The sequence below is a fragment of the Sphingomonas hengshuiensis genome (genome assembly GCF_000935025.1).
GTDB classification, from domain to species: domain Bacteria; phylum Pseudomonadota; class Alphaproteobacteria; order Sphingomonadales; family Sphingomonadaceae; genus Sphingomonas; species Sphingomonas hengshuiensis.
The window spans coordinates 1,033,242-1,054,555 of sequence record NZ_CP010836.1 but is presented as its reverse complement, the minus strand read 5'-3'; the positions used below and the strand labels follow the sequence as shown (position 1 = coordinate 1,054,555).

Here is a 21,314-nt window from a genome sequence, read left to right as displayed (position 1 = left end):
GATATCCTCTCATGCTGAGTGCGATGCTCCCGGTGCGGAGCCTGTTGCTCGCTATCTTCATGCTGATGGCGGGCAGCGGCTTCCTGGCGACGCTCACGAGCGTCCGGCTTGAGCGCGCCGGGAGCAGCGCGCTGTATATCGGCGCGGTCGGCACCGCCTATTTCCTAGGGCTGGTGATCGGATCGCTGCGCGTGTCGCGGATCATCCGCCGCGTCGGCCATATCCGCGCCTTCGCGGCGTTCGTCTCGCTATTCTCGGCCAGCACGCTGACCTATGCAGTGCACCAGGACCCTTTGCTCTGGGCCGGGCTGCGCTTCATCGACGGATTGTGCGTCGCCGGGGTCTTCGTCTGCCTCGAGAGTTGGCTCAACGAACGCGCCGAGGCCGAGACGCGCGGGTCAATACTCGCCAGCTACATGATCGCGCTCTATGCCGGCCAGGCGATCGGCCAGTTCCTGCTCAATCTGAGCGAGGCCAAGCCGTCCATGCCATTCCTGGTCGCCTCGATCCTCATCTCGCTCGCCGCGATCCCGGTGGTGCTGACGCGCATCTCCGCGCCCCCGCCCGACGAGGGCACACCGCTGTCGGTGCGCCAGCTTTATGCGATTTCCCCGCTCGGCATCGTCGGCGCGACCGCGACCGGGGTGATGCTCGGCGCATTCTATTCGCTCGGAGCCGTCTATGTGCGGCGGCTCGGCATGGACCTCTCGGCAACCGCGTGGTTCATGAGCATCGTCATCCTCGGCGGCGTCGCGCTGCAATGGCCGCTGGGCCGGCTGTCCGACCGCTTCGATCGCCGCCGAGTCATCGTCGCCGCGTTCGGGGGCGCGCTCGCCGCCTGTCTCGCCATCGCGCTGATCGACGGTCCCGGGCTGCCGCTGCTGCTCTTCGGCGCGCTGTTCGGCGGGCTCAGCTTCGCGCTCTATCCGCTGTGCGTGGCGCACACCAACGACCATCTCGCCCCGGATCAGCGCGTCGCCGCCAGCGGTGGGCTGGTGCTGCTCTATTCGATCGGCGCGGCGGTGGGCCCGCTCGCCGGCGCCGCGGCGATGACGCTGCTCGGCGCGCCGGGCCTGTTCCTGTTCATCGGCCTGTGCGCCGGAACCGCGCTTGCCTTCGGCGTCTGGCGGCAGCTCCGCGCGCTGCCGGTGCCGGCCGAGCGGCAGGGAAGCTATCAGGTGCTGCCGCGCACGACGCCGATGTCGGCTGCACTCGATCCGCTCGCAGGCGAGGAACCAGACCGGAGGGATAAGACATGATCAGCGATCTAGATGCAGCGCCGGACATCGGCGCCAATGTCCCGCTCGGCAACACCGACGCAGTGCCCCCCGGCGTGTTGCGCAAGGCGATCGCGGCTTCGGCGATGGGCAATGCCACCGAATGGTTCGATTACGGCATCTATGCCTATGGCGTCACCTATATTGCCGCGGCGCTGTTTCCCGGGGAGACCGAACAGGCAACCCTGTTCGCGCTGGCGACGTTCGCGATCTCGTTCCTCGTGCGTCCGCTCGGCGGGCTGTTCTGGGGCCCGCTCGGCGACCGTTACGGCCGCAAGTCGGTGCTCGCGATCACCATCCTGATGATGTCGGCGGCGACGGTCGGCGTCGGGCTGATCCCGTCCTACGCGACGATCGGGGTCTGGGCACCAGTGCTGCTGGTCGCGCTGCGGATGATTCAGGGCTTCTCGACCGGCGGCGAATATGGCGGCGCCGCGACCTTCATGGCCGAATATGCGCCCGACGATAAACGCGGCCTGTGCGGCAGCTTCCTCGAATTCGGCACGCTGGCGGGCTTCTCGCTCGGCGCGCTGCTCATGCTCGGCTTCTCGCTGCTGCTCGGCGAGGCGGCGATGCACGACTGGGCGTGGCGGATCCCGTTCCTGGTGGCCGGGCCGATGGGGCTGGTCGGCATGTATCTGCGCTCGCGGATGGAGGACACGCCGATCTTCCGCGAGATCGAGGCGCAGGGCGCGCGCGAGCCGGCGGCATCGACCGAGCTCAGGCATCTCCTGACGCGATACTGGCGGCCATTGCTCGAGATGAGTGGGCTCGTCGTCGCGCTCAACGTCGTCAACTATACGCTACTCAGCTATATGCCGACCTACCTCCAGCGGCGCCTGGGCCTCAGCGGCGACGAGGCGCTGGTGGTGCCGTTCGCCGGCGCCCTGTCCGACCGCGTCGGGCGCAAGCCGCTGTGGTGGTTCTCGCTCACCGGCCTCTTCGTGCTGGTCGTGCCGCTCTATCTGCTGATGGCCACCGGACTGGTCGGCGCCATCGTCGGGTTCGCGCTTCTCGGCCTGCTCTACGTACCGCAGCTCGCGACGATCTCGGCCACCTTCCCGGCGATGTTCCCGACCCATGTCCGCTTCGCCGGGTTCGCGATCGCCTATAACGTCTCGACCTCGCTGTTCGGCGGCACCGCGCCCGCCTTCAACAGCTGGCTGATCGGCGCGACGGGAAACGAGCTCATGCCCGCTTTCGTGATGATGGCGGCCTGCGCGGTCGGCGCCGTCGCCTTGCGGTTTACGCCCGAGACCGCCGGTCAGTCGCTGCGCGGAGTCGGGATTCCGGGAGACGAGGTATCTGTAGCTGTCGCCATGGCCGGACGGACGAACCCAAGTCTGTACTAAGCGCGCCTCAGCCGGGCCGCCATTCGCTCAGCATCGCCCCGTCCGAATCCTCGAAGGCGACGCGGTCGAGTTTGGTGGCGACGACGCAGACCGGGCGCTGATCGACGCCCGGCGCGCGGCAACGGATCGCCCGGCCATCCGGGAACGAGGCGATCCTGCCTTGGAGCACCATCCGATAGCCCTGGTTGGGCGCCGGCAGCGGCGTGTCCCCCGTCGCGCGGACCGTGAACGTATAGGCCCGTCCATTCCGGCGCCCGATCCGCGATCCGCCTTCTTCGAATATGGCGGCGAGCCCCAAAGTCTGCGGCGCGGCGGCCAATTCTCCGGTCTGGAGCGGATCGCCCTTTACGACGGGACACGATTCCGAGTCGAGCCACGGCCGCGGAATCCAGAAACCCTCGACGGCTTCCCAGGCCGGAGCGTCGGTGCCGGCGGCGATCAACGCCGAACCCGCCCAGTCGCCCGGCGTCATCCTGAGCTCGATAGTCTTGCCGTCGGGCCCCGGCGTCCAGCTCGCCACGCCCCGCAAATCCTCATCCTGCGGCCCGCCAGACGCGGGGCCGGTGCAGCCAAAGGCGATGCGCACCGAGAAGGTACGCCCGACCAGCGGATCCGTCCCCTCGGAGGGCTTGCCCTCGGCGAAGGCCGATGCCGCCCGAGCGGCGGCAGCGATGAGATCGCCCCGCGACAGCGCCGGGACCGGCGCCGGCAGCTTCGGCATCGTCGGGGCCGGCGTCTCGGCCTGGGCATTGGCGGCTTGCTCGGGCGCTGTGCGATCGCAACCGGCCAGCATCAAACCGAACAATATCAGCGCCGCCAGATGCAGGCCCGGCCTTGGTGCCGGCGTATGTGGCTGTAACGACATGCAGCGACGATAGCAGGTCCTCACGATAATGGGAGGTCGCGCTGATCGCTTGACGAACCGGTCCTGCGCGGCTCTGCAGGGCGGATGGAGTTCAATCAGATCGCGGCGCTGGTCGTTCTGGTCGCCGTGGTCGGCGTGCTGATCGATGGCAGGCTGCGTTCGGACGTTGCCGCGCTGTCGGCGGCGGCAGCGTTGCTCGTCCTCGGCGTGATCCGGCCGGTCGAGGTGCAGGGCGCGTTCGCCAGCCCGGCGGTCATCGCCCTCGCCTGCCTGTTCGTGATCGCCTATGCGATTGAGCTTTCCGGCCTGCTCGGGCTGCTGATCCGCCAGGCCACGAAGCTCTGCGCGCGGCTCGGCGCGGTTGGAATATGGCTGATGATGGCAGCGTGCGGGGGTGCGTCGGCCTTCCTCAACAATACTCCGATCGTCGTGCTCGCCGCGCCGGTCGTCAAGGATGTCGCCAATTCGCTCGGGCTGTCGCCGAAGCGCTTCCTTATCCCGCTCAGCTACATCACCATCATGGGGGGCGCCTGTACCCTGATCGGCACCTCGACCAACCTCCTGGTCAACGACATGGCGCGAAACGCCGGGCAGCCGGTGTTCGGCATATTCGAGATCACGCCGGTCGCTCTGGTGATCGCGGCAGTCGGTGGGCTCTACCTGTTCTTCGTCGGCGGCCCGCAACTGGCCAGAAGCCACGGCAGCACCCAGCCCGTGCGCGAGCCGCACGAACAGACCGGCGACGGCACGATGGGCGACGCCGAGCTGTTCGCAGTCGACCGGCCGTTTCAGCCGAAGCGTGCATTGATCTCGCTGGCGGTATTCGTGGCGGTGATTGCCGGGGCAGCGACCGGCTTCGCGCCGATCGCGGCCACTGCCTTTGCCGGTGCGGTCACGCTGATCCTGCTGCGGGTGATCAGCCCCGAGGAAGCCTATGCCGGGCTGCGGCCCGAAGTGCTGCTGCTTATCGCCGGCATGGTCGTCGTCGGGCTTTCGATCGAGGTGACCGGACTGGCTTCAGCGGGGACTGCGCTGCTGATCGACTTCATCCGGCCCTTTGGACCCTGGGTCGCGCTCGCCATGCTCTACGGCGTGACGCTGTTCGCCACCGAATTTCTTTCCAACGCGGCTGTGGCCGTGTTGATCACGCCGGTCGCGGTGGCACTGGCCGAGAGCCTGGGGGTCGATCCGCGACCATTCCTGGTGGCGGTGATGATGGCTGCCAGCGCGGCGTTCGCAACGCCCTTCGGCTATCAGACCAACGTCCTCGTCTTCCAGCTCGGCAAATACAAATATATGGATTTCGTGCGGGTCGGCGTGCCGCTCAACTTCCTGACCTGGGCCGCAGGCGTGCTCGTCATTCCCTATTTTTTCCCGTTCTGAACGACCCCGCGCCACGAACGGCTCGCGATCCTGCGGAACGCCGCGCGCAATATCGATCCCGCGCAGCGCACGCTGAAGCCGAAGCAAATTTGGGGAATCGGTTTTACCGCAATCAACGCCGCCGACTGCAGGACCGAGGCAGTTCGATCTGCCGATCGACAGCAAACTGCGAAACTGTGACGAAGCTTTTCCGATACCAGCCATCGCGGGCTCGCCCGGCGGGGGTTGCCGCAACGGGGGACATCCTTCGCAAGCAGCACCCCCGCCCCGGCAATCGACAGCATCATGGCGGAAAGCTCCGCAAGCGCACGCAGCAAATCAAATGCCTTTGCCGACCTCTCTCCAGCGTCCGACTGCGCCTGTGAAAATCGGTTTCCACTATGAAAAGGCTGTCGGTACCAGCTTCACGCTTCAAGGATTGCCAGCAACAACCGACGAAACCGTTCCGAATGCTGCGGTTGAGGCCGTCGTGCCAGCTGCCCGATGACGCCCAGCGCCGCTTCGACATGAATATGCGCTTCCACAGTGTCCAGGTCAGACCGCTCGGCAAGGAGCAGCCCGGCGAGTTCGGCGACAAGTCGCGAGCGGATTTCGTCCAGCCGCGCGCGATCGGCCGGTTCCATCTCCGCCACGGTCGACTGCAATAGCCCGATCACCGCGCCTTCGCGTTGCGCATGGCGGGCGAGCGCGTCGGCCATTGCCGCCAACCGCTCCCCCTCGCCGGTCCGCGCCACCGCATCCGCAACCTCCACCATCGCGGTACGAGTCGCGCCCTCCAGCAAGGCCACCAGCAATTCGGTCTTGCGCGCGAAATAGCGGTAGATCGCGGGGCCGCTGATCCCGGCGGCGGCGGCGATCGCATCGATGCTCGACGCCGCAAAGCCGCGCTCCTGAAACATCGCCGCAGCCGCCAACAGGATCACCGCTCGCCGCTCGTCGGGCGCCATGCGCGTTCGCGATTTGCTCATCGCAATTGCGGCTAGCAGAGTACGGGTCGCGATGCTAGTGAACGATCGTTCACTTAAGGAGCCCTTGCATGGCAACCGCGCGTCCGCTGGCCGACCACGCCTGTTTCGATCCCGATCGCTTCGCAAGCCATGGCTATCCGCACGACATCTGGGCCCGGATGCGGCGCGACACGCCGGTCGCCTGGCACGACGACGGCATTCGCCAGCCATTCTGGGCGATCACCCGCTACGGGCACGTCACCGATGTCGGCAAAGACAGTGACAGCTTCATCAATGCGCCTGGCGTCACCATCCTGCGCAAGGATCAGATGATCGCTGCGGATGCGCCGCGCGTGCCGCTCCTGCTCACCATGGACCCGCCCGAACATCACAAGAGCCGCATGGTCCTGCGCGAGCGGTTCAAGCCCAGCGTGATGCGCGCGCTGGAGGAGCATATCATCGCCCGCTGCCGCGAGATCGCCGACGAAGTCGCCGCCGCGCGGGTGCGCACCGCCGAAGGCGATGGCCGGATCGACTTCGTCGAGGCAATCGCGATGCGCCTGCCGCTCGACGTGATCCTCGAGCTGCTGGGGGTGCCCGGCGAGGACCGCGACCAGATGTATCTGTGGAGCAATGCGGTGATCGGCAGCGAGGACCCCGAATATGGCAGCGTCGACCTGCCGCGCGAGGCGATCGTGGCGGCGCAGCAGGCGATGTTCGCCTACTTCGCCCGCTTCATCGCCGCGCGACGGGCCTCCCCGCGTGAGGATCTGGTGAGCCTGCTGGTCGAGGCTCGCATCGACGGGGCGCCGCTCAACGATCGCGAAATCCTCGGCTTCTGCTTCCTGCTCGCCATCGCCGGCAACGAGACGACGCGCAACGCCACCAGCGGCGCGATGCTCGCGCTGATCGAGAACCCCGCCGCGCGCGCTGCGCTCACTGCCGATCCCGCGCTGATGCCGACGGCGGTGGAGGAATTGCTGCGTTGGGTGACGCCGATCGTCTATATGGCGCGCACGGCCACGCGCGATGTCGAGATCGGCGGGCAGACGGTGCGCGCGGGAGAAAAGGTCGTGCTGTTCTACCCCTCCGCCAATCGCGACGAGAGCGTGTTCGAGGCGCCCAGCACGCTCGATCTGGCGCGGCGCCCCAACCGCCATCTGACCTTCGGCTTTGGTCGTCATAGCTGCCTCGGCAACGACCTTGCCCGCATCGAACTGCGCGCGGTGCTGACCGAATTGCTCGCGCGCTTTCCCGGCATGGAACTGGCCGGCCCGGTCGACCGGCTGCGCTCCAACTTCGTTGGCGGCATCAAGCATATGCCGGTGGTGCTGGCGCCCTGACCCCGAGCGTTCAGCAAACAGACGATTTGGGAGGTTCGGAAGGATGGATTGGGACAGACTCTATGCCTCGCGGATGCGCGATGTCGTGGCTTCAGACATCCGCGAAAGGATGAAGCTGCTCGCCGCAAAGCAGCTCATCCATCTCGGCGGCGGCCTGCCCGATCCCGACATCTTTCCCTATGAAGCAATTGCCGCTGCGTCGAACCGCATCTGGGCCGACCGCGCCGTCGCGCGCACCGCGCTGCAATATGCGCCGAGCGAAGGGTACGGGCCGCTGCGCGCGTGGATTGCCGCGTATATGACCGGGCTGGGCGCGCCCTGCGCGGTCGACAATATCCTGATCACCAACGGATCGCAGCAGGGCCTGGATTTCGTCGCCAAGCTGCTCCTGTCGCCAGGCGACCGGGCAATGGTGGAGATACCGAGCTTCATCGGAGCGCTCCGGGCGTTTGACGCCTATCAGCCCACCTATGTCGGGCTGCCGGGGGGTAACCCTACGGACGTGAAGTTCTGCTATGCCGGTCCCGATTTCCGCAACCCCACCGGCACCACGATGACGCTGGCGGAGCGCGAGGCGTTGCTCGACATGGCCGATGCCAGCGGCATGGCGATCCTGGAGGATGGCTGCTACGAGCGGCTCCGCTATGATGGCGCGCCGCTACCCTCGCTGATCGCGCTGGCCTGCGCCCGCCGTGGCAGCGTCGAGGCTGCGCCGGTCCTGTACACCGGCACCTTCTCCAAGATGGTGGCGCCATCGCTGCGCATCGGCTGGATCGCCGGGCCTGCCGCCGTCATCCGCAAGCTGGTGCTGATCAAGCAGGCGAGCGACCTTGCCACCAGCGCGCTGAGCCAGATGCTGCTGCTCGATGTAGTTGAGGCGCATTTGGAGGAGACGATCGCAACCGCCTGCGCCGTCTATCGCGAACGCCGCGATTCGATGCTGGCCGCGCTCGCCGAACATATGCCGCACGGCGTTCGCTGGAGCCGGCCCGAGGGCGGGCTCTACATCTGGATCGAACTACCCGAGCAGATCGACGCCACGGTCCTGACCCAGCGCGCATTGGAGGAACAGGGGGTCTCCGCGATCGCGGGCGCCGCCTTCTACCCACGCGGAATAGCCGCCGAACGCAACACGTTGCGCCTCAGCTTCTCGATGATCCCGACCGAGCCCGCGCGAGAGGGCGTCTACCGTCTGGGCGCACTCACCCGCGAGATGCTTCAGTCGAGCGCCGCCGTGACGGCGATTTCCACCGCATAATCGGGGGAGGCCAGCACCGCCTGGATCGTGGTGCGCGTCGGGGTGCAACCGGGCACGACCCAGCGATCCCAGGCGGCGTTGAGCACCCCCAGCGAAGCGATGTCGGCCAAATACAGATTGGCCGTGAGCAGGCGCGATTTGTCGGCCCCCGCCTCCGCCAGCAGCAGGTCGATACGCTCCAGCACCTCGCGCACCTGATCCGCCACGACGCCGCCGCGATGGTCGATCGCGACCTGCCCGGACAGCGAAACCACGCCATTATGAACGACCGCGCCGCTCATCCGCGGATTGCTCTGGAGCCGCCGGATTTCAGCCATTCACGGTCTCCTTGAAGCGGCGATATTCGATCCGTGCGATCGCCCGGTTGTGGACCTCGTCCGGCCCGTCGGCCAGGCGGAGCGTGCGCGCCAGTGCATAGGCCGCCGCCAGCGGGAAGTCGCTGCACACCCCCGCCCCGCCATGCGCCTGGATCGCGTCGTCGATAACCTTCAGCGCCAGTTTCGGCCCGGCGACCTTGATCATGGCGATCTCGCGCTGCGCGACCTTGTTGCCGACCTTGTCCATCATGTCGGCGGCCTTGAGGCACAACAGCCGGGTCATCTCGATCTCGGTCCGTGCCTCGGCCACGCGCTGCTCCCAGATCGACTGGTCGGCGATGCGCTTGCCGAATGCCTCGCGGCGCAGCAGGCGCTGGACCATCGCGTCCAGCGCCATTTCGGCCAGGCCGATCGCGCGCATACAATGGTGGATGCGCCCCGGCCCCAGCCGACCCTGCGCGACTTCGAACCCGCGCCCCTCGCCCAGCACGATATTCGCGGCGGGCACGCGGGCATTGTCGAAGGTCACCTCGCAATGGCCATGCGGCGCATCGTCATAGCCGAACACCGGGAGCGCCCGCCCGATCGTGACGCCCGGCGTATCCACCGGCACGAAGATCTGGCTGTGCCGCGCATGGCGCTCGGCATCGGCATCGCTGACCCCCAACACGATCAGCAGCTTGCAGCGCGGGTCGCCGGCACCGGATATCCACCATTTGCGCCCGTTCAGCACATAGTCGTCGCCATGCCGCTCGATCCGTGTTGCGATGTTGGTCGCGTCCGAGCTCGCCACATCCGGCTCGGTCATCGCGAAGGCGGACCGGATCTCGCCCGCCATCAGCGGTTTGAGCCAGCGTTGCTTCTGCTCGGCAGTGCCATAGCGGTGGAGCACCTCCATATTGCCGGTATCGGGCGCGGAGCAGTTGAATATCTCTGAAGCCCAGGGGATTCGCCCCATTTCCTCGGCGCAGGGCGCATAATCGAGGTTGGTGAGCCCCGCACCGCGATAGCTCCCCGCATCATGCGCGGCGGGCGGCAGGAACAGGTTCCACAGCCCCTCCGCCCTGGCCTTGGCCTTCAGTTCCTCGATCACCGGCAGCACGCGCCACCGTGTTGGCCCCGAGTCGATTTCGGCATGATAGCGCGCCTCGGCTGGCGCCACATGCGCCGCCATGAACGCCCGCACGCGCTCCAGCCAGTGAGTCTGGCGCTCGGAATAAGTGAAGTCCATCGTCAGCCCCCGAAATTCGCATGCGTCTGCTGGAGCGCCAGCTCGGCAACCCGTTCGAGCTGCTCGACCGCCGCTGCGGCCTGGGGCGACGACGCCGTGCCGCGCAGCATCCGCCCCTTGATACCGTGGATGATCGCCGCCAATCGAAACAGGCTGAATGCCAGGTGGAAATCGAGCCGTTCGATCCCGTCGCGCCCGGTCCTTCGGCAATAGTCCGCGATATAGCTGGCCTCGCTCGGGATGTTCAGCGCCGGAAGATCGAGCCCCGCCAGCCCGGTCGAAAAGCCCGGCGGCATCCGATACATCATCAGATGATAGGCCAAGTCCGCCAGCGGATGCCCCAGCGTCGACAGCTCCCAGTCCAGAACCGCGATCACGCGCGGTTGGCTCGGGTGGAACAGCATATTGTCGCAGCGGAAATCGCCGTGCACGATGCTGGTCTCGTCGCCGGGCGGGATGTTTGCCGGCAGCCACTCGATCAGCGCATCCATCGCCGGCACCCGACCCGCCTCCGAGTCCTCCAGATATTGCCGTGACCAACGGCCCACCTGACGTTCGAAGTAATTGCCGGGCCGCCCGAAATCCTCGAGCCCGATCGCCGCTGGATCGATGGAATGCAGTCGCGCGATCGTAGCGTTCATCGCGTCCAGATAGGCAGGGCGCTCCTCGCGCGGCACCTCCGGGAAGGCGGTGTTCCAGAAATTGCGCCCTGCCACCATTTCCATGACGTAGAAGACCGTGCCGATCACGCTCTCGTCGAGGCATAGCCCAAACGCCTGGGGCACCGGGAAGCCGGCGGCATGGAGCGCCGAGATCACGCGAAACTCGCGGTCCACCGCATGGGCCCCCTTCAGCAGGATGCCGGGTGGCTTGCGGCGCAGCACATAGTCTCGCCCCGACGTGCGCAGACGATAGGTCGGATTGGACTGGCCGCCCGAAAACTGCTCGACCGTCAGCGGACCGTCAAAGCCCGCGACATGCTGCTCCATCCAGCGCAGCAACCCCGTCTCGTCGAAACGATGCGCAGCGCGGACCGGCGCCAAAGCCTCAACCATGCGCGGCGGCGGGCATCAGCCCCGGCACGCGCGACAGTTCGTAGCGCGGCTGCTCCAGCCCGGTCGCAGGCACCACCTCCCCGTTGCGGTCCACGATTTGCCCCAGTCCGGCAAGCACCTGCTCCGCCGCATCTTCGCCGACGCCGACATACAGCCCCTTGGTCAGCGTGATGTGTGCGCATTCGAAGCTCCCCGCCCCCGCGCACAATATCGTGCCGGTCGGCGCATCGTCGCTGACCAGCGCGAGCATGGCGGGCGATACCGACGCGGGCGCGAGCGCCATCAGTTCGTCCGCAGACATGATGTCCTCGGTCATCCGCGTCGCCGCCGACGGTGCCAGGCAATTGACGCGAATGTCGTGTTTCCGTCCCTCCTGGCTCAGCGTCTTCATCAGGCCCACCAGGCCCATTTTGGCGGCGCCGTACTGCGACTGGCCGAAATTGCCGTAGAGCCCGGAGGAGGAGGTGGTCATCAGGACTCGCCCGAATTGCTGCGCGATCATGATGTCCCACACTGCCTTGGTGCAATGGACCGATCCCATCAGATGCACGTCGATCACCGTGCGGAAATCGCTCAGATCCTGTTTGGCGAAGGTGCGGTCGCGCAGGATGCCCGCATTGTTCACCAATATGTCGATCCGGCCCCAAATCGCCATCGCCTGATCGACCATCGCGCCGACCTGATCGAAATCGGTGACGCTCGCGCCATTGGCGATCGCCTCGCCGCCTGCCCGGCGAATCTCCTCGACCACCTGCTCGGCCATGGTCGCGCTGCCGCCGCTGCCGTCGCGCGCACCGCCCAGATCGTTGACCACCACTTTGGCGCCCCGCTTTGCCAGCAGCAGCGCATGGGCACGGCCCAGCCCTCCGCCCGCGCCGGTCACGATGGCCACGCGACCGCTCAGATCGATCCGCATCTTCTGCTCCCCCTGTTTGTTCAAAGAAATTCAGCCGGCACGGCGGCACCGATATCGCTGCCGGCCTCGATCGGGCGCAGCCAGGCGTCGATCCTGGGCATCTCGCGCTCGAAGAAATAGCGACACGCCCATAGCTTGCCGCCGCGAAACGGGTCCTCGGGGGCGTCGGTGCACAGCAACGCACGGTCGAGCCATTGCCACCCGACCACCCCGTGCCCGAAGGCGCGAAGCAGCGCCGTCGCGTTGGAGGCCATGCCCTGCGACCCGGCGTCGCGAAGCGTGCCGACGGCATCCGCAATCCGCCGCCAGCATAGGTCCAGCGCCTCCGCATGGCCGGTCAGCGCCGCACCCGCTTCTGCCCTGGCGATGGTTTCCGCGATCCGCGTGCGCAGGATCGCCAGCCCGGCGCCGTCACGCAGCTTGCGCCCGGCCAGGTCGAGCGCCTGGATGCCCGTAGTGCCTTCGTGGATCGGATTGAGGCGATTGTCTCGCCATAGCTGTTCCACGTCGAAGTCGCGGGTATAGCCATAGCCGCCATGGACCTGGATCGCGATGTCGTTCACCGCAAGGCCATATTCCGAGGCCCAGGTCTTGGCGATCGGGGTCAGCAGCGCCAGCAACGTCGCTGCTTCCGCGTCCTGCTCGGCCCGATCGACCAGCTTCGCGCAATAGAGCACCAACGCAAGCGCGCCCTCGGCATAGCATTTGGCCGTCAACAGCATGTCGCGCACGTCGGGGTGCGCGAGGATCGGTCGTGACGGCCCCGCACCCGCGCCGGATGGCCGCCCCTGCCTGCGCTCACGCGCATAGGCCAAGGCGTGGCGATAGCCGCGATAGCCCAGGGCCGCCGCTCCCAGCGCGACGCCGATCCGCGCCTCGTTCATCATCTTGAACATCTGGGGCAGCCCCTGGCCCGGCGTGCCGATGATCCAGCCGAGCGCGCCCTCGCCTTCGCCGAAGTTGAGCAGGCAGTTGGTGGTTCCCCGATACCCCATCTTGTGGTTGAGCCCCGCCACGGCCACGTCGTTGCGCGCGCCCGTGGGCAGGAATTTGGGGACGACGAACAGCGAGAGGCCCTTTGTCCCCTCCTCGGTCGCGCGGCCCGGCTCCGCCACCTTGGCGAGCACCAGATGGACGATATTCTCGCTCAGATCGTGGTCGCCGCCGGAAATCCACATCTTGTTGCCGGTAAGACGATAGCGATCCCCCAAGGCGTCAGCGCCATCGGCAACCGCGCGCGTCGCGACATCGCCCAGGTTAGATCCCGCCTGCGGTTCGGAAAGACACATGGTGCCGAACCATCGCCCCTCGATCTGTGGCAGCGCGAATTGGGTGATCTGCGCCGGGCTCCCGAAGGTCGCGAGCAACCGTGCATTGGCAGTGGTCAACATCACATAGGCAGCGGTCGAGACATTGGCCGCCAGGAACTGCGCAAAGGAGGCATTGGCCAGCAGGCTGGGCAACCCAAGCCCGCCCAGTTCGGGCGGAAAGCTCGCTGCGAACAGGCCTAGTTCAGCATATTCGCGCAGCGCCGCTCCGATCTCCGGCAGCGCATGTACTCCGGTCCCGTCCTGAAAAGGCTCGACGCGATCAGCGGTCTTGTAATGCGGAAGGAAGGCGTCGGCGGCGAGCCGCGCGGACAGATCGAGAATCGCGTCGGCGCTCTCGCGATCGACTGCGTCACCGCAATCCCCGGCGAGGTCCAGCCAATCCCAGAGGAGGAAATCCAGTTCCTCACGCGCAATCAGATACTCGCTCATTCGGCTCCGTTCCCAGAGCCGGGGCCATAGGCCCTGGGGTTGCGAACCGTCGAATACCGAAGCCTCATCAAAGGCATCGCAATTGGGCAATTGCGTGCCGGGCGTGGCTGCGACCATCGTCGGGCGAGTTCAGGAGAGCCGAATGGGACCGCTCGATCCCGAGATGCAAGCGATGCTCGACCGCCGCAACGCACTGGGGCTTCCCGGCTTCAGCACGGGCACCGTCGCGGACGTGCGCCGCATCTTCGCGGAATCGCAGGCTGCACTGCCGCCGAACAGGGGCGCAGCCGTCGCGACGATGGAGGACTTCTCGATCGATGGTCCCGACGGCCCGGTCCGAATGCGCCGATACGTAGCGGGGGCGACGTCGCATGGCCTGATCCTCTATCTGCATGGCGGTGGCTGGACGTTCGGGACGCTCGACGGCTTCGATCCGGTCTGTCGTCAGCTTGCGCAGGTCACCGGCGCGGCGGTGGTCAGCGTCGACTATCGCCTCGCCCCCGAACACCGCTTTCCCGGCCCGCTCGATGATGCCTGGGCGGCGTTGCAAGCACTTGCCGACACAGGCCCAGTCGCAGTGATGGGCGACAGCGCCGGGGGGAACCTCGCCGCCGCACTGGCGATCCGCGCCCGCGATCGCGGCGGCCCGCATATCGATCTCCAGGTGCTGCTCTATCCGGTGGTCTCGCCCGATTTCGAGCGGCCTTCCTATGTCAAATTTGGTCGGGGCGACTATCTGCTCTCCGCTGACGATATGCGCTGGTTCTGGGATCACTATGTCTCTGTCGCCGACCGCGCCCACCCGGAGGCGGTTCCGCTCGCCGCCGATCTGGCGGGCCTGCCCGAGGCGTTCGTCGTTCTCGCAGGCTGCGACCCCCTGCATGACGAGGGTCTCGCTTATGCCGCCGCGCTACGCCGCGCCGGGGTGGCGGTGACGGTTCGGGACCATCCCGGGATGGCGCACGGCTTTTTCACTCTGGTCGACCTGCTTGGTGCCGCCAATCGCGAAGTCGAAGCGGTCGGCGGCCTGATCGCAACCGCCTTCGCGCGGATTTAGGCCTCGGTCTCGTCCAGACGCTGCTGGACAAGTTCCACGAACCGCCGGACCAGCGGCGAGGTGCCGTTTTTGGACCACAACATGCTGAGTGGCAGCGGCAGATCGAGATCGGCAAGGTCGCGCAGGACGACGCCGGGCGGCGTGCGATCCGCGCGCGCCGCCGTCACGATACCCAGTCCGATGCCCGCCGCCGTCAGCTCATAGCCAATGTCGACAGCGGACACCTCCACGGCGATATTGGGCGAAATCCCCTGCGCATCGAACGCGGCGATCATGCGATCGAACAGCCGTGGCGAGGTGTGCCGCGCAGGCCATAACAGTGGCTCGCCCGAAATGTCCTGAAGCGACACCACCTGCTTCTCCGCGAGCGGATGGTCGGCGGGCAATACCAGCACGAACTTGTCCCAACCGACATTCAGCGTCTCGAACTGATCGCGGTCGGTAACCTCGTCGATGACGAAGGCGACGTCGATCTCGTCGGCCAGTAATCGGCTCCGCTGCGCATCTGACGTCAGCGGATAGGCGCGCAGTTCAACCTCGGGATGCACCGAACGGAACTCGCGCAGCACCGCCGGCAGCACTGGTCGTCGCAACATCGCCTCGGAAAAGGCCACACGCAGCGTCCCGGTATCGCCTTCGGCAATGCGCCGGACGTTGCGGCGCGCCTCCTCGATCGACAACAGGATGCGCCGCACATCATAGGCCAGCGTCTCTCCAGCGGGCGTGATCGCCACGCCGCGCGCCTGACGCTCGAACAGCTCGATGCCGCCCAGTTCGCGCTCCAGATCGGCGATGCGGCGCGACAATGCGGATTGTGCGATGTTCAGGCGCTCGGCGGCGCGATGGAGGTTCTGCTCTTCCGCCACCGCGAGGAAGAAGGGGAAGTGCTTGGCGATGCGCAGCGTGCGCAACGTCGCCACTTCACGCGGAACCGTGGGGGAAAGCGAGGCGGACATGCCCGTTGCTATGCTATGTTCTGAGGCCGCGAGCCGGCTGCCCGGCGCGGCCGCGTCACCCGAGCGCCACACGGACGACGGCCCTTGCGCAACGGTCCTGCGCGCGCATCAGTATTTCTACATCGGCGCGATTGCTGCCGTCCAGATGCCGCGCCATGACCCTGCCCGCGACTTGCTCCGGCGCCAGACGGTCGTCCCAGAGGTGCATCGAGACCAGCGACGCTGTGGCAGCGCCGGCCCATTGGCGGACCATCGCGCAGGCACGCTCCGCTATCGGCGAGTCGCTTTCCATGCGCTCGTCAAGTTCGACGGGTTGCCCCAGCGAGACATCGGTGAACCGGATGGCAGCTTTCATAACCTCTCCTAGACCGGGCCGGACGTTTCTCCGGTGGATTGCACGCTTGTTATATGTGCTATCTTTTAAAGGATAGCCGATTCGGCTATGAGCGTCAAACAATCGATGCGGCGACAGGCCGCACAGCATGGAGAGACAGTGATGGCATCGACAGCGACCCATTTCCCCGAGCTATCGGCTGCGGACCTCCTGGCGGCGCGCCGTTCGCCGATGCCCGACGCGCTGGTGGCACCGGGGCCTGATCGTACCGATGTCGACCGTCTGGTCGAAATCGCGCTGCGCGTGCCGGACCATGGCCGGCTAAGCCCCTGGCGGCTGGTGCTGGTCGCAGGCGAGGCCAAGCACCGTTGGGTCGAACAACTCCTTGCGCTGGCGGAGACGCGCGAGGATGCCGCCAAGGTTCGGGTCAGCACGCGCAAACTGGCGTCGGCGCCGCTGGCGGTTATCGTGGTTTCGGCGACCATCCCGGGTCACAAGGTGCCCGAATGGGAGCAAACGCTGTCGGCGGGCGCGGTGTGCATGAACCTGCTCAATGGGGCGCACGCCCTGGGCTATGGCGCCAACTGGCTGACCGGCTGGCACGCTTATGATGCCCGAGCGACCGCGCTGCTCGGACTGGAGGAGGGGCAAAAGGTCGCGGGCGTCGTGCTGATCGGAAGCGTCGCGGAAGCGGCGCCGCCGCGTCCGCGCGCCAGGGCCGAAGATGTCGTGCGCTGGCTGACGCTCTGATCGGCCTGGATCGTGCGCTCTCAGGCTCGGAGCATGTCCGCCTTGATCGTGACGCCGGTGTCAAAGCCATGCCGCCGCTCGCCGACGCCGCCGGAGAAATGCTCGCGGATCGCACGTTCGGCGCTGGGCGCATCGCCCTCCTCGATCGCGCGATAGATCCGCTCATGTTCGCGCTGGAGCGACATCCGCACCGCGCGGTCGGAGAAGCTGCCATGCTCCGATCGGTCGATCGCCAGTACCTCGACCTGTGCCGACCACAGCCGCTCCAGCGCGCCGACGACCAGGCTCATCGTCTGGTTGCCGCAATTGCTGACCAGTTCGGTGTGAAAGTCCCGCGCCAGTCCAATAAAGGCCTTGGGATCGTCGATCGCGGCCATGCTCGCCTCGATATTGGCGCGAAGCCTGGGCAGCACTGTCGTTTCGCGGTCCGGACGGAGCGCGGCCTCGGCGGCGCAGGCAGGTTCGAGCAGGCGCATCCCGTTGAGCAGGTCGTAGAGCGAAACCGCGCGCGCCTCCAGCACCAGGCCAAGCATATAGGCCGCCGTGCCCGGGTGCGGCACGTGCACCACCGCGCCGCCGATATTGCCGCGGATCACGGTCACCAGCCCCTCGGTCTCAAGAATGCGGAACGCCTCGCGGATGCACGGCGGGCTGACACCAAACTCGGCGAGCAGTTCCTCCTGCTTGGGCAGCAAGTCGCCATCGGCCAACGCGCCCGACAGGATGCGCGAGCGGAGGCTGGAGGCGACGATTTCCGCAACCCTGGGCTGGCGCAATCGCCGTTTCTTGGTGCCTTCGCTCACATCATCCTCTCGGCATCATCGCCACTCGCCCCTTTGCAATAAGCGCACACGACCTCTTTGCAAGTCCAGCCACCCCAATAGAAATATCCAGGAGAGACGGATGAAACCCGATGTTTCGCGTTACCAGACCTTTACCATCAGCATCACGCCCTTCGCGGAAGACGGTGCGATCGACGAGGCGGGATTGCGCCGCCATCTGCGCAAGCTGGGCGAGGCCGGGGTTGGCGTCTATGTCGGCGGCGGCGGCAGCGGCGAAGGCTATACGCTGACGCGCGAGGAGACCGCCCGGTTGCTGGCGATCGCGGTGGAGGAACTGAAAGGGCGCGTGCCGGTGCGGGCAATGGGTGTCGAGCCGCGCACCGCAAGGCAGATGATCGAATTCATCGAGGCAGCGTCACAGGCGGGCGTCGATGCGGCACAGGTCTATTCGCTCGATGTCGGCCACGGCCATGCGCCCACGCCGCGCGAGCTAGATGCCTATTTCGATGCGGTTCTATCGAACACCGACATGCCTTCGGTGCTCTCGACGCACCAGTCGGTCGGCTATGTCATCCCGCCGCAGGTCATCATCGAACTGTTCGAACGCCACAAACAGTTGATCGGGCTGAACGTCAGCCATCAGGACCCCGGCTATCTCCGCACGCTCGCCGATGCGCTGGGCGACCGAGTCGATATCTGCGTCGGCGGTCCGCACCAGGCGCCGATGGCGCTGGCGTTCGGCGCGCAGGGCTTCCTCTCTTCCGAAGGCAATATCGCGCCGCGACTATGCGTCAGCGTGATCGAAGCCGCCAGAACGGGTGACAATGCGCTGTTCCTGGAGCGCTGGGGCAAGCTGATGCGGCTGTTCATGGCGTTGTACGGCAATGGCGGCATCCGCGTCACCAAGGCGCTGCTGAACCATTTCGGCCAAGCCGGCGGCTTTCCGCGCCCGCCGCGGCTGCCGGCGGAACCGGACTCGCTGGCCAAGGCGCTCGCGGTAGTCGAGGAAATCGGGCTCGCCGAGATCGAGGGCTGGTGAAAGGAAAAGGCGAGGGAGTCGAACCCCCTCGCCTTCCCATTCCCGGTGGTGCGCCCGAGGGTATGGCTATTCCGCAGCCACCGCCTCTGGCTGCGGGTCCAGCGAGGCGATCCGCTGGTCGAAGAAATCGGATTCGCGCGACGTGTCGATCGTCCTCGCGCCGCGCACGCCGAACTTCGCGCGCGCCTCCTCCAGCGGCAGATCGAGCCATTCCTCATAGCGCGGCAGGAACAGCGCGTCCGAATCCTGGCCGAGCTTCATCGCATAATGCGCCAGATCCCACATCCGCACGAACAGCTCAGGATAATGAAGCGGGCCGCGCATGAACATCGGGATGGTCAGCAGCGTGTTCTGCACGTTGAGCAGACCGGCCAGTTCCGGCGTGAAGTACCGGAACAAGTTCCCGTATTTCAGGAACGCGGGCATGATCTCACCCAGTGCATCGAACCCGCCGCCGCTCAAAATATGCATGATGTCGTGGATCTGCACGCCGCGCAGGAAGAAATATTCGAAGCTCGATCGTGGCTCGAAAGTGGGGATGATGTCGACCTGCATCCCGGCACCGACAAGCTGCTTGTACCAGATGCCGCCGACCGATCCTTCGGGGCAGGACTTCATGTCCTCGCGGCTGAGCCGGGCCAGCCAGCGATCGTCCAGCCATTTATCGAATGCGGGCCAATCCTTGCGCGCTTCGTTGAACAGCGTTTCGATGCGCTCGTGATCCTGCACCTCGCGCACTGCCTCGATCAGCATCGGGATGCCATAGGTCGGCGGATAATCCCGCCCGTTGCGCTTTAGCGACTGGGTCGTGACCCATTCGCGGATGCGATAATCGTTGAGATATTTGGAGGAGCTGATGAGCACGCTGCTCGTCGTCTCGACCTTCTGGCGTCCACGCTGAAGGTAGGGCAGATCGTCTTCGTTCATACCATCTTCCTTCAGGCTGCCACGGCTTCGGCCCGGGTGATCACCGGACTGACGAACTCGCCGGGCAGTTCGCCGGTGAACGCGCCATTGTCGAACGTCGGCACGCCGTTGACGAGCGTCAGCCGCATCGGCGCGGCGTCGCGGGTGAAGCGCCAGGTGAAGCCGCCCTTGCCATCCGGCACGTCGAACGAGCGCCGCAGCGGGCGCGGTTCGATCTCGTCGAGGTTGAACACGGCGATGTCGGCGCGATAGCCGGGCTTCAACACCCCGCGATCGCCGAAGTTGAAATGTTCGGCCTGCTTGCCAGTCTGGACGTGGATCGCCTCTTCCAGCGTGAGATCGTTGTTCTTGACGAACTGAGTAAGCAACAGGATGTTTTCGCCACCGCCGCACAGCATCTGGCCGTGCGCGCCCGCGTCGGAGATATTGGCGACGGTCTGGCTGTCCTTGAGCATCTCGATGGTCTGTTCATAGGCCATCGGGTGCGGCACGCGGCTGATGATCGACTGCACGCCGTTGGCGATCACCCAGTCTGCCAGCGCATCCGAGGGATGCACGCCGCGCTGCTCGGCCAGTTCCTTGAGGTTCAGGTCGAGCGGTCCGACGCCGGTTTCGGAATCCATCAGCAACATCATGTGCGGATTGGCGACGAGCGACTGCTTGAACGCCTTGTTGTCCCAGCTATCGCGGGCACGGGCGCGGAAGTCGGGATCGCGCAGCAAAGCCAGCTTCTCCGCCTCGGTCGGCGCCTGGACGACTTCGTGCCAGACATATTCATTGGCCTGGGCGAAAGACGAGCTGCTGAAGAAGTTCAGCGCCGTCGTCGGCGGCACATGCGCGAAGCTCGGCCAGAAATCCAGGCCCTCTGCCTTCTGCCTGGCGGTGATTTCCCACATCTTTTCGCGGATCGAATCCTGGAAGCGCAGCAGTCCGCCCGCTCCCGCCATCTGGACGCGGACGCCCCGATCGTGACAAAGGTTGCCCAGACGCTCCATCTGTTCGGGCGCGCGGAGCTTGAAGAAAGTATCCAGGATAACCTGGAGCTGGCTGCCCGGACGGCTGGCGAGCACGCCGATCAGCGCCGACCATTCGGCGTCGTCGGCGACCAGGCTGGGGACCGGGCGGTCCTTGCTGTCATGGTCCATCAGGTTGGACGACATGCCGAGCGCACCGGCATCGATCGCATCCTCCAGCAACGCACACATCTTGCGGATTTCGTCAGGGGTGGCGGCGCGCTCCCATGCGGCCATGCCCATCACCGCGAGGCGGATCGCGATATGGCCGGCATAGCCCGCGATGTTGGTCGAGGTCTTGCACTTGGCCACCATCGACGCGCGATATTCTGACCAGGTCTCCCAGTCCCAGGGCAGCATTTCGAGGAACGGCGTCTCGGCCACTTCCTCGAAGAAGGAGAAGATCTTGACCATCTCCATCCGCACCTCCGGGTCCTTGTGGACGGGCGCGGCGGTGAAGCCGCAATTGCCGATGACCACCGTGCTGACCCCGTAGCCGGGAAGCGGATCGAGGCTGGGCTGCCACCACATCACGGCATCCATATGCGTGTGCGGCTCGATAAAGCCCGGCGAGACGATGCACCCGGCGGCATCCACCACCCGCTCGCCGGCGGCGGGGCTGAGCCCGGGCGCGATCTCGGCGATCACGCCGTCCCGGACGCGGACATCGGCAGGATAGGAAGCGGCGCCGGTACCATCGACAACGGTGCCCCCCTGAATGAGAATGTCGCTCATAGCCTCTCCTTGATTTT

21 protein-coding genes are annotated in these 21,314 nt (G+C 66.2%); 8 read left to right on the top strand and 13 right to left on the bottom strand.

The window, feature by feature from the left end; genetic code table 11:
- Positions 1-11 precede the first annotated feature (11 nt).
- The gene (locus TS85_RS04680) at positions 12-1,259 is read left to right on the top strand and encodes an MFS transporter (protein WP_044330735.1); all 1,248 of its coding nucleotides are present in this window, start codon (positions 12-14) and stop codon (positions 1,257-1,259) included.
- Positions 1,260-1,363: 104 nt separating this feature from the next.
- Positions 1,364-2,629, top strand: a complete 1,266-nt coding sequence (locus TS85_RS04675; protein ID WP_044335852.1) for an MFS transporter — start codon at positions 1,364-1,366, stop codon at positions 2,627-2,629.
- Between the two features lie 7 nt (positions 2,630-2,636).
- Here the strand turns inward: TS85_RS04675 and TS85_RS04670 are convergent, their stop codons facing one another.
- Positions 2,637-3,494 carry a hypothetical protein gene (locus tag TS85_RS04670; protein WP_044330732.1) on the bottom strand — a complete coding sequence of 286 codons (858 nt, stop codon included), beginning with the start codon at positions 3,492-3,494 and terminating at the stop codon, positions 2,637-2,639.
- Between the two features lie 84 nt (positions 3,495-3,578).
- Between TS85_RS04670 and TS85_RS04665 the strand changes: the two genes are divergently transcribed.
- Positions 3,579-4,877 (top strand): SLC13 family permease, encoded by a 1,299-nt coding sequence (locus TS85_RS04665; RefSeq protein WP_044330729.1) that lies wholly within the window; start codon positions 3,579-3,581, stop codon positions 4,875-4,877.
- Here TS85_RS04665 and TS85_RS25220 read toward each other — a convergent pair.
- Both TS85_RS25220 and TS85_RS04660 read right to left on the bottom strand, forming a co-directional pair.
- Complete coding sequence (locus TS85_RS25220; protein ID WP_155006301.1) at positions 4,859-5,194, bottom strand: hypothetical protein; 336 nt, start codon at positions 5,192-5,194, stop codon at positions 4,859-4,861. The genes TS85_RS04665 and TS85_RS25220 overlap by 19 nt on opposite strands.
- A gap of 87 nt (positions 5,195-5,281) precedes the next feature.
- The gene (locus TS85_RS04660; protein WP_162184699.1) at positions 5,282-5,824 is read right to left on the bottom strand and encodes a TetR/AcrR family transcriptional regulator; all 543 of its coding nucleotides are present in this window, start codon (positions 5,822-5,824) and stop codon (positions 5,282-5,284) included.
- 89 nt (positions 5,825-5,913) lie between these two features.
- Here TS85_RS04660 and TS85_RS04655 point away from each other — a divergent pair, with 89 nt between their 5' ends.
- Both TS85_RS04655 and TS85_RS04650 read left to right on the top strand, forming a co-directional pair.
- On the top strand, positions 5,914-7,167 hold the full coding sequence (locus tag TS85_RS04655) for a cytochrome P450 (RefSeq protein WP_044330723.1): 1,254 nt from the start codon (positions 5,914-5,916) through the stop codon (positions 7,165-7,167).
- 43 nt (positions 7,168-7,210) lie between these two features.
- The gene (locus tag TS85_RS04650) at positions 7,211-8,425 is read left to right on the top strand and encodes an aminotransferase-like domain-containing protein (RefSeq protein WP_044330720.1); all 1,215 of its coding nucleotides are present in this window, start codon (positions 7,211-7,213) and stop codon (positions 8,423-8,425) included.
- Here TS85_RS04650 and TS85_RS04645 read toward each other — a convergent pair.
- The 5 genes from TS85_RS04645 to TS85_RS04625 are packed head-to-tail and all read right to left on the bottom strand — an operon-like array spanning position 8,386 to position 13,704.
- Positions 8,386-8,742, bottom strand: coding sequence for a RidA family protein (locus TS85_RS04645; RefSeq protein WP_044330717.1), 357 nt, complete (start codon positions 8,740-8,742; stop codon positions 8,386-8,388). The genes TS85_RS04650 and TS85_RS04645 overlap by 40 nt on opposite strands.
- A complete protein-coding gene (locus TS85_RS04640; RefSeq protein WP_044330714.1) occupies positions 8,735-9,973 on the bottom strand; it encodes an acyl-CoA dehydrogenase family protein in 1,239 nt (412 codons plus the stop codon). Before TS85_RS04640 ends, TS85_RS04645 begins: the two co-directional genes overlap by 8 nt.
- Before the next feature lie 2 nt (positions 9,974-9,975).
- Complete coding sequence (locus tag TS85_RS04635) at positions 9,976-11,028, bottom strand: phosphotransferase family protein (RefSeq protein ID WP_044330711.1); 1,053 nt, start codon at positions 11,026-11,028, stop codon at positions 9,976-9,978.
- A complete protein-coding gene (locus TS85_RS04630) occupies positions 11,021-11,944 on the bottom strand; it encodes an SDR family NAD(P)-dependent oxidoreductase (RefSeq protein WP_044335850.1) in 924 nt (307 codons plus the stop codon). The genes TS85_RS04635 and TS85_RS04630 overlap by 8 nt, the downstream gene beginning before the upstream one ends.
- Positions 11,945-11,964: 20 nt before the next feature.
- Positions 11,965-13,704 carry an acyl-CoA dehydrogenase gene (locus TS85_RS04625; RefSeq protein ID WP_044330708.1) on the bottom strand — a complete coding sequence of 580 codons (1,740 nt, stop codon included), beginning with the start codon at positions 13,702-13,704 and terminating at the stop codon, positions 11,965-11,967.
- A 142-nt stretch (positions 13,705-13,846) separates the two neighbouring features.
- On the opposite strand from TS85_RS04625, the gene TS85_RS04620 reads away from it, so the two are divergent.
- Complete coding sequence (locus tag TS85_RS04620) at positions 13,847-14,761, top strand: alpha/beta hydrolase (protein ID WP_044330705.1); 915 nt, start codon at positions 13,847-13,849, stop codon at positions 14,759-14,761.
- On the opposite strand, the gene TS85_RS04615 is transcribed toward TS85_RS04620, so the two are convergent.
- Together TS85_RS04615 and TS85_RS04610 are read right to left on the bottom strand one after the other, a co-directional pair.
- On the bottom strand, positions 14,758-15,717 hold the full coding sequence (locus TS85_RS04615; protein ID WP_077228456.1) for a LysR family transcriptional regulator: 960 nt from the start codon (positions 15,715-15,717) through the stop codon (positions 14,758-14,760). The genes TS85_RS04620 and TS85_RS04615 overlap by 4 nt on opposite strands.
- 55 nt (positions 15,718-15,772) lie before the next feature.
- The gene (locus TS85_RS04610) at positions 15,773-16,072 is read right to left on the bottom strand and encodes a hypothetical protein (RefSeq protein ID WP_044330698.1); all 300 of its coding nucleotides are present in this window, start codon (positions 16,070-16,072) and stop codon (positions 15,773-15,775) included.
- 141 nt (positions 16,073-16,213) lie between these two features.
- Between TS85_RS04610 and TS85_RS04605 the strand changes: the two genes are divergently transcribed.
- On the top strand, positions 16,214-16,801 hold the full coding sequence (locus tag TS85_RS04605) for a nitroreductase family protein (RefSeq protein WP_044335849.1): 588 nt from the start codon (positions 16,214-16,216) through the stop codon (positions 16,799-16,801).
- A gap of 20 nt (positions 16,802-16,821) precedes the next feature.
- On the opposite strand, the gene TS85_RS04600 is transcribed toward TS85_RS04605, so the two are convergent.
- Entirely contained in the window at positions 16,822-17,604 is a 783-nt protein-coding gene (locus tag TS85_RS04600; RefSeq protein ID WP_044330697.1) for a FadR/GntR family transcriptional regulator, read from the bottom strand.
- Between the two features lie 100 nt (positions 17,605-17,704).
- On the opposite strand from TS85_RS04600, the gene TS85_RS04595 reads away from it, so the two are divergent.
- Positions 17,705-18,622: a dihydrodipicolinate synthase family protein gene (locus TS85_RS04595; RefSeq protein ID WP_044330696.1), complete on the top strand. Its 918-nt coding sequence runs from the start codon at positions 17,705-17,707 to the stop codon at positions 18,620-18,622.
- Between the two features lie 66 nt (positions 18,623-18,688).
- Here TS85_RS04595 and TS85_RS04590 read toward each other — a convergent pair whose 3' ends face one another.
- A complete protein-coding gene (locus TS85_RS04590) occupies positions 18,689-19,549 on the bottom strand; it encodes a hypothetical protein (RefSeq protein ID WP_044330694.1) in 861 nt (286 codons plus the stop codon).
- Positions 19,550-19,560: 11 nt separating this feature from the next.
- On the bottom strand, positions 19,561-21,297 hold the full coding sequence (locus TS85_RS04585) for an N-acyl-D-amino-acid deacylase family protein (protein WP_044330692.1): 1,737 nt from the start codon (positions 21,295-21,297) through the stop codon (positions 19,561-19,563).
- Positions 21,298-21,314: the final 17 nt, after the last annotated feature.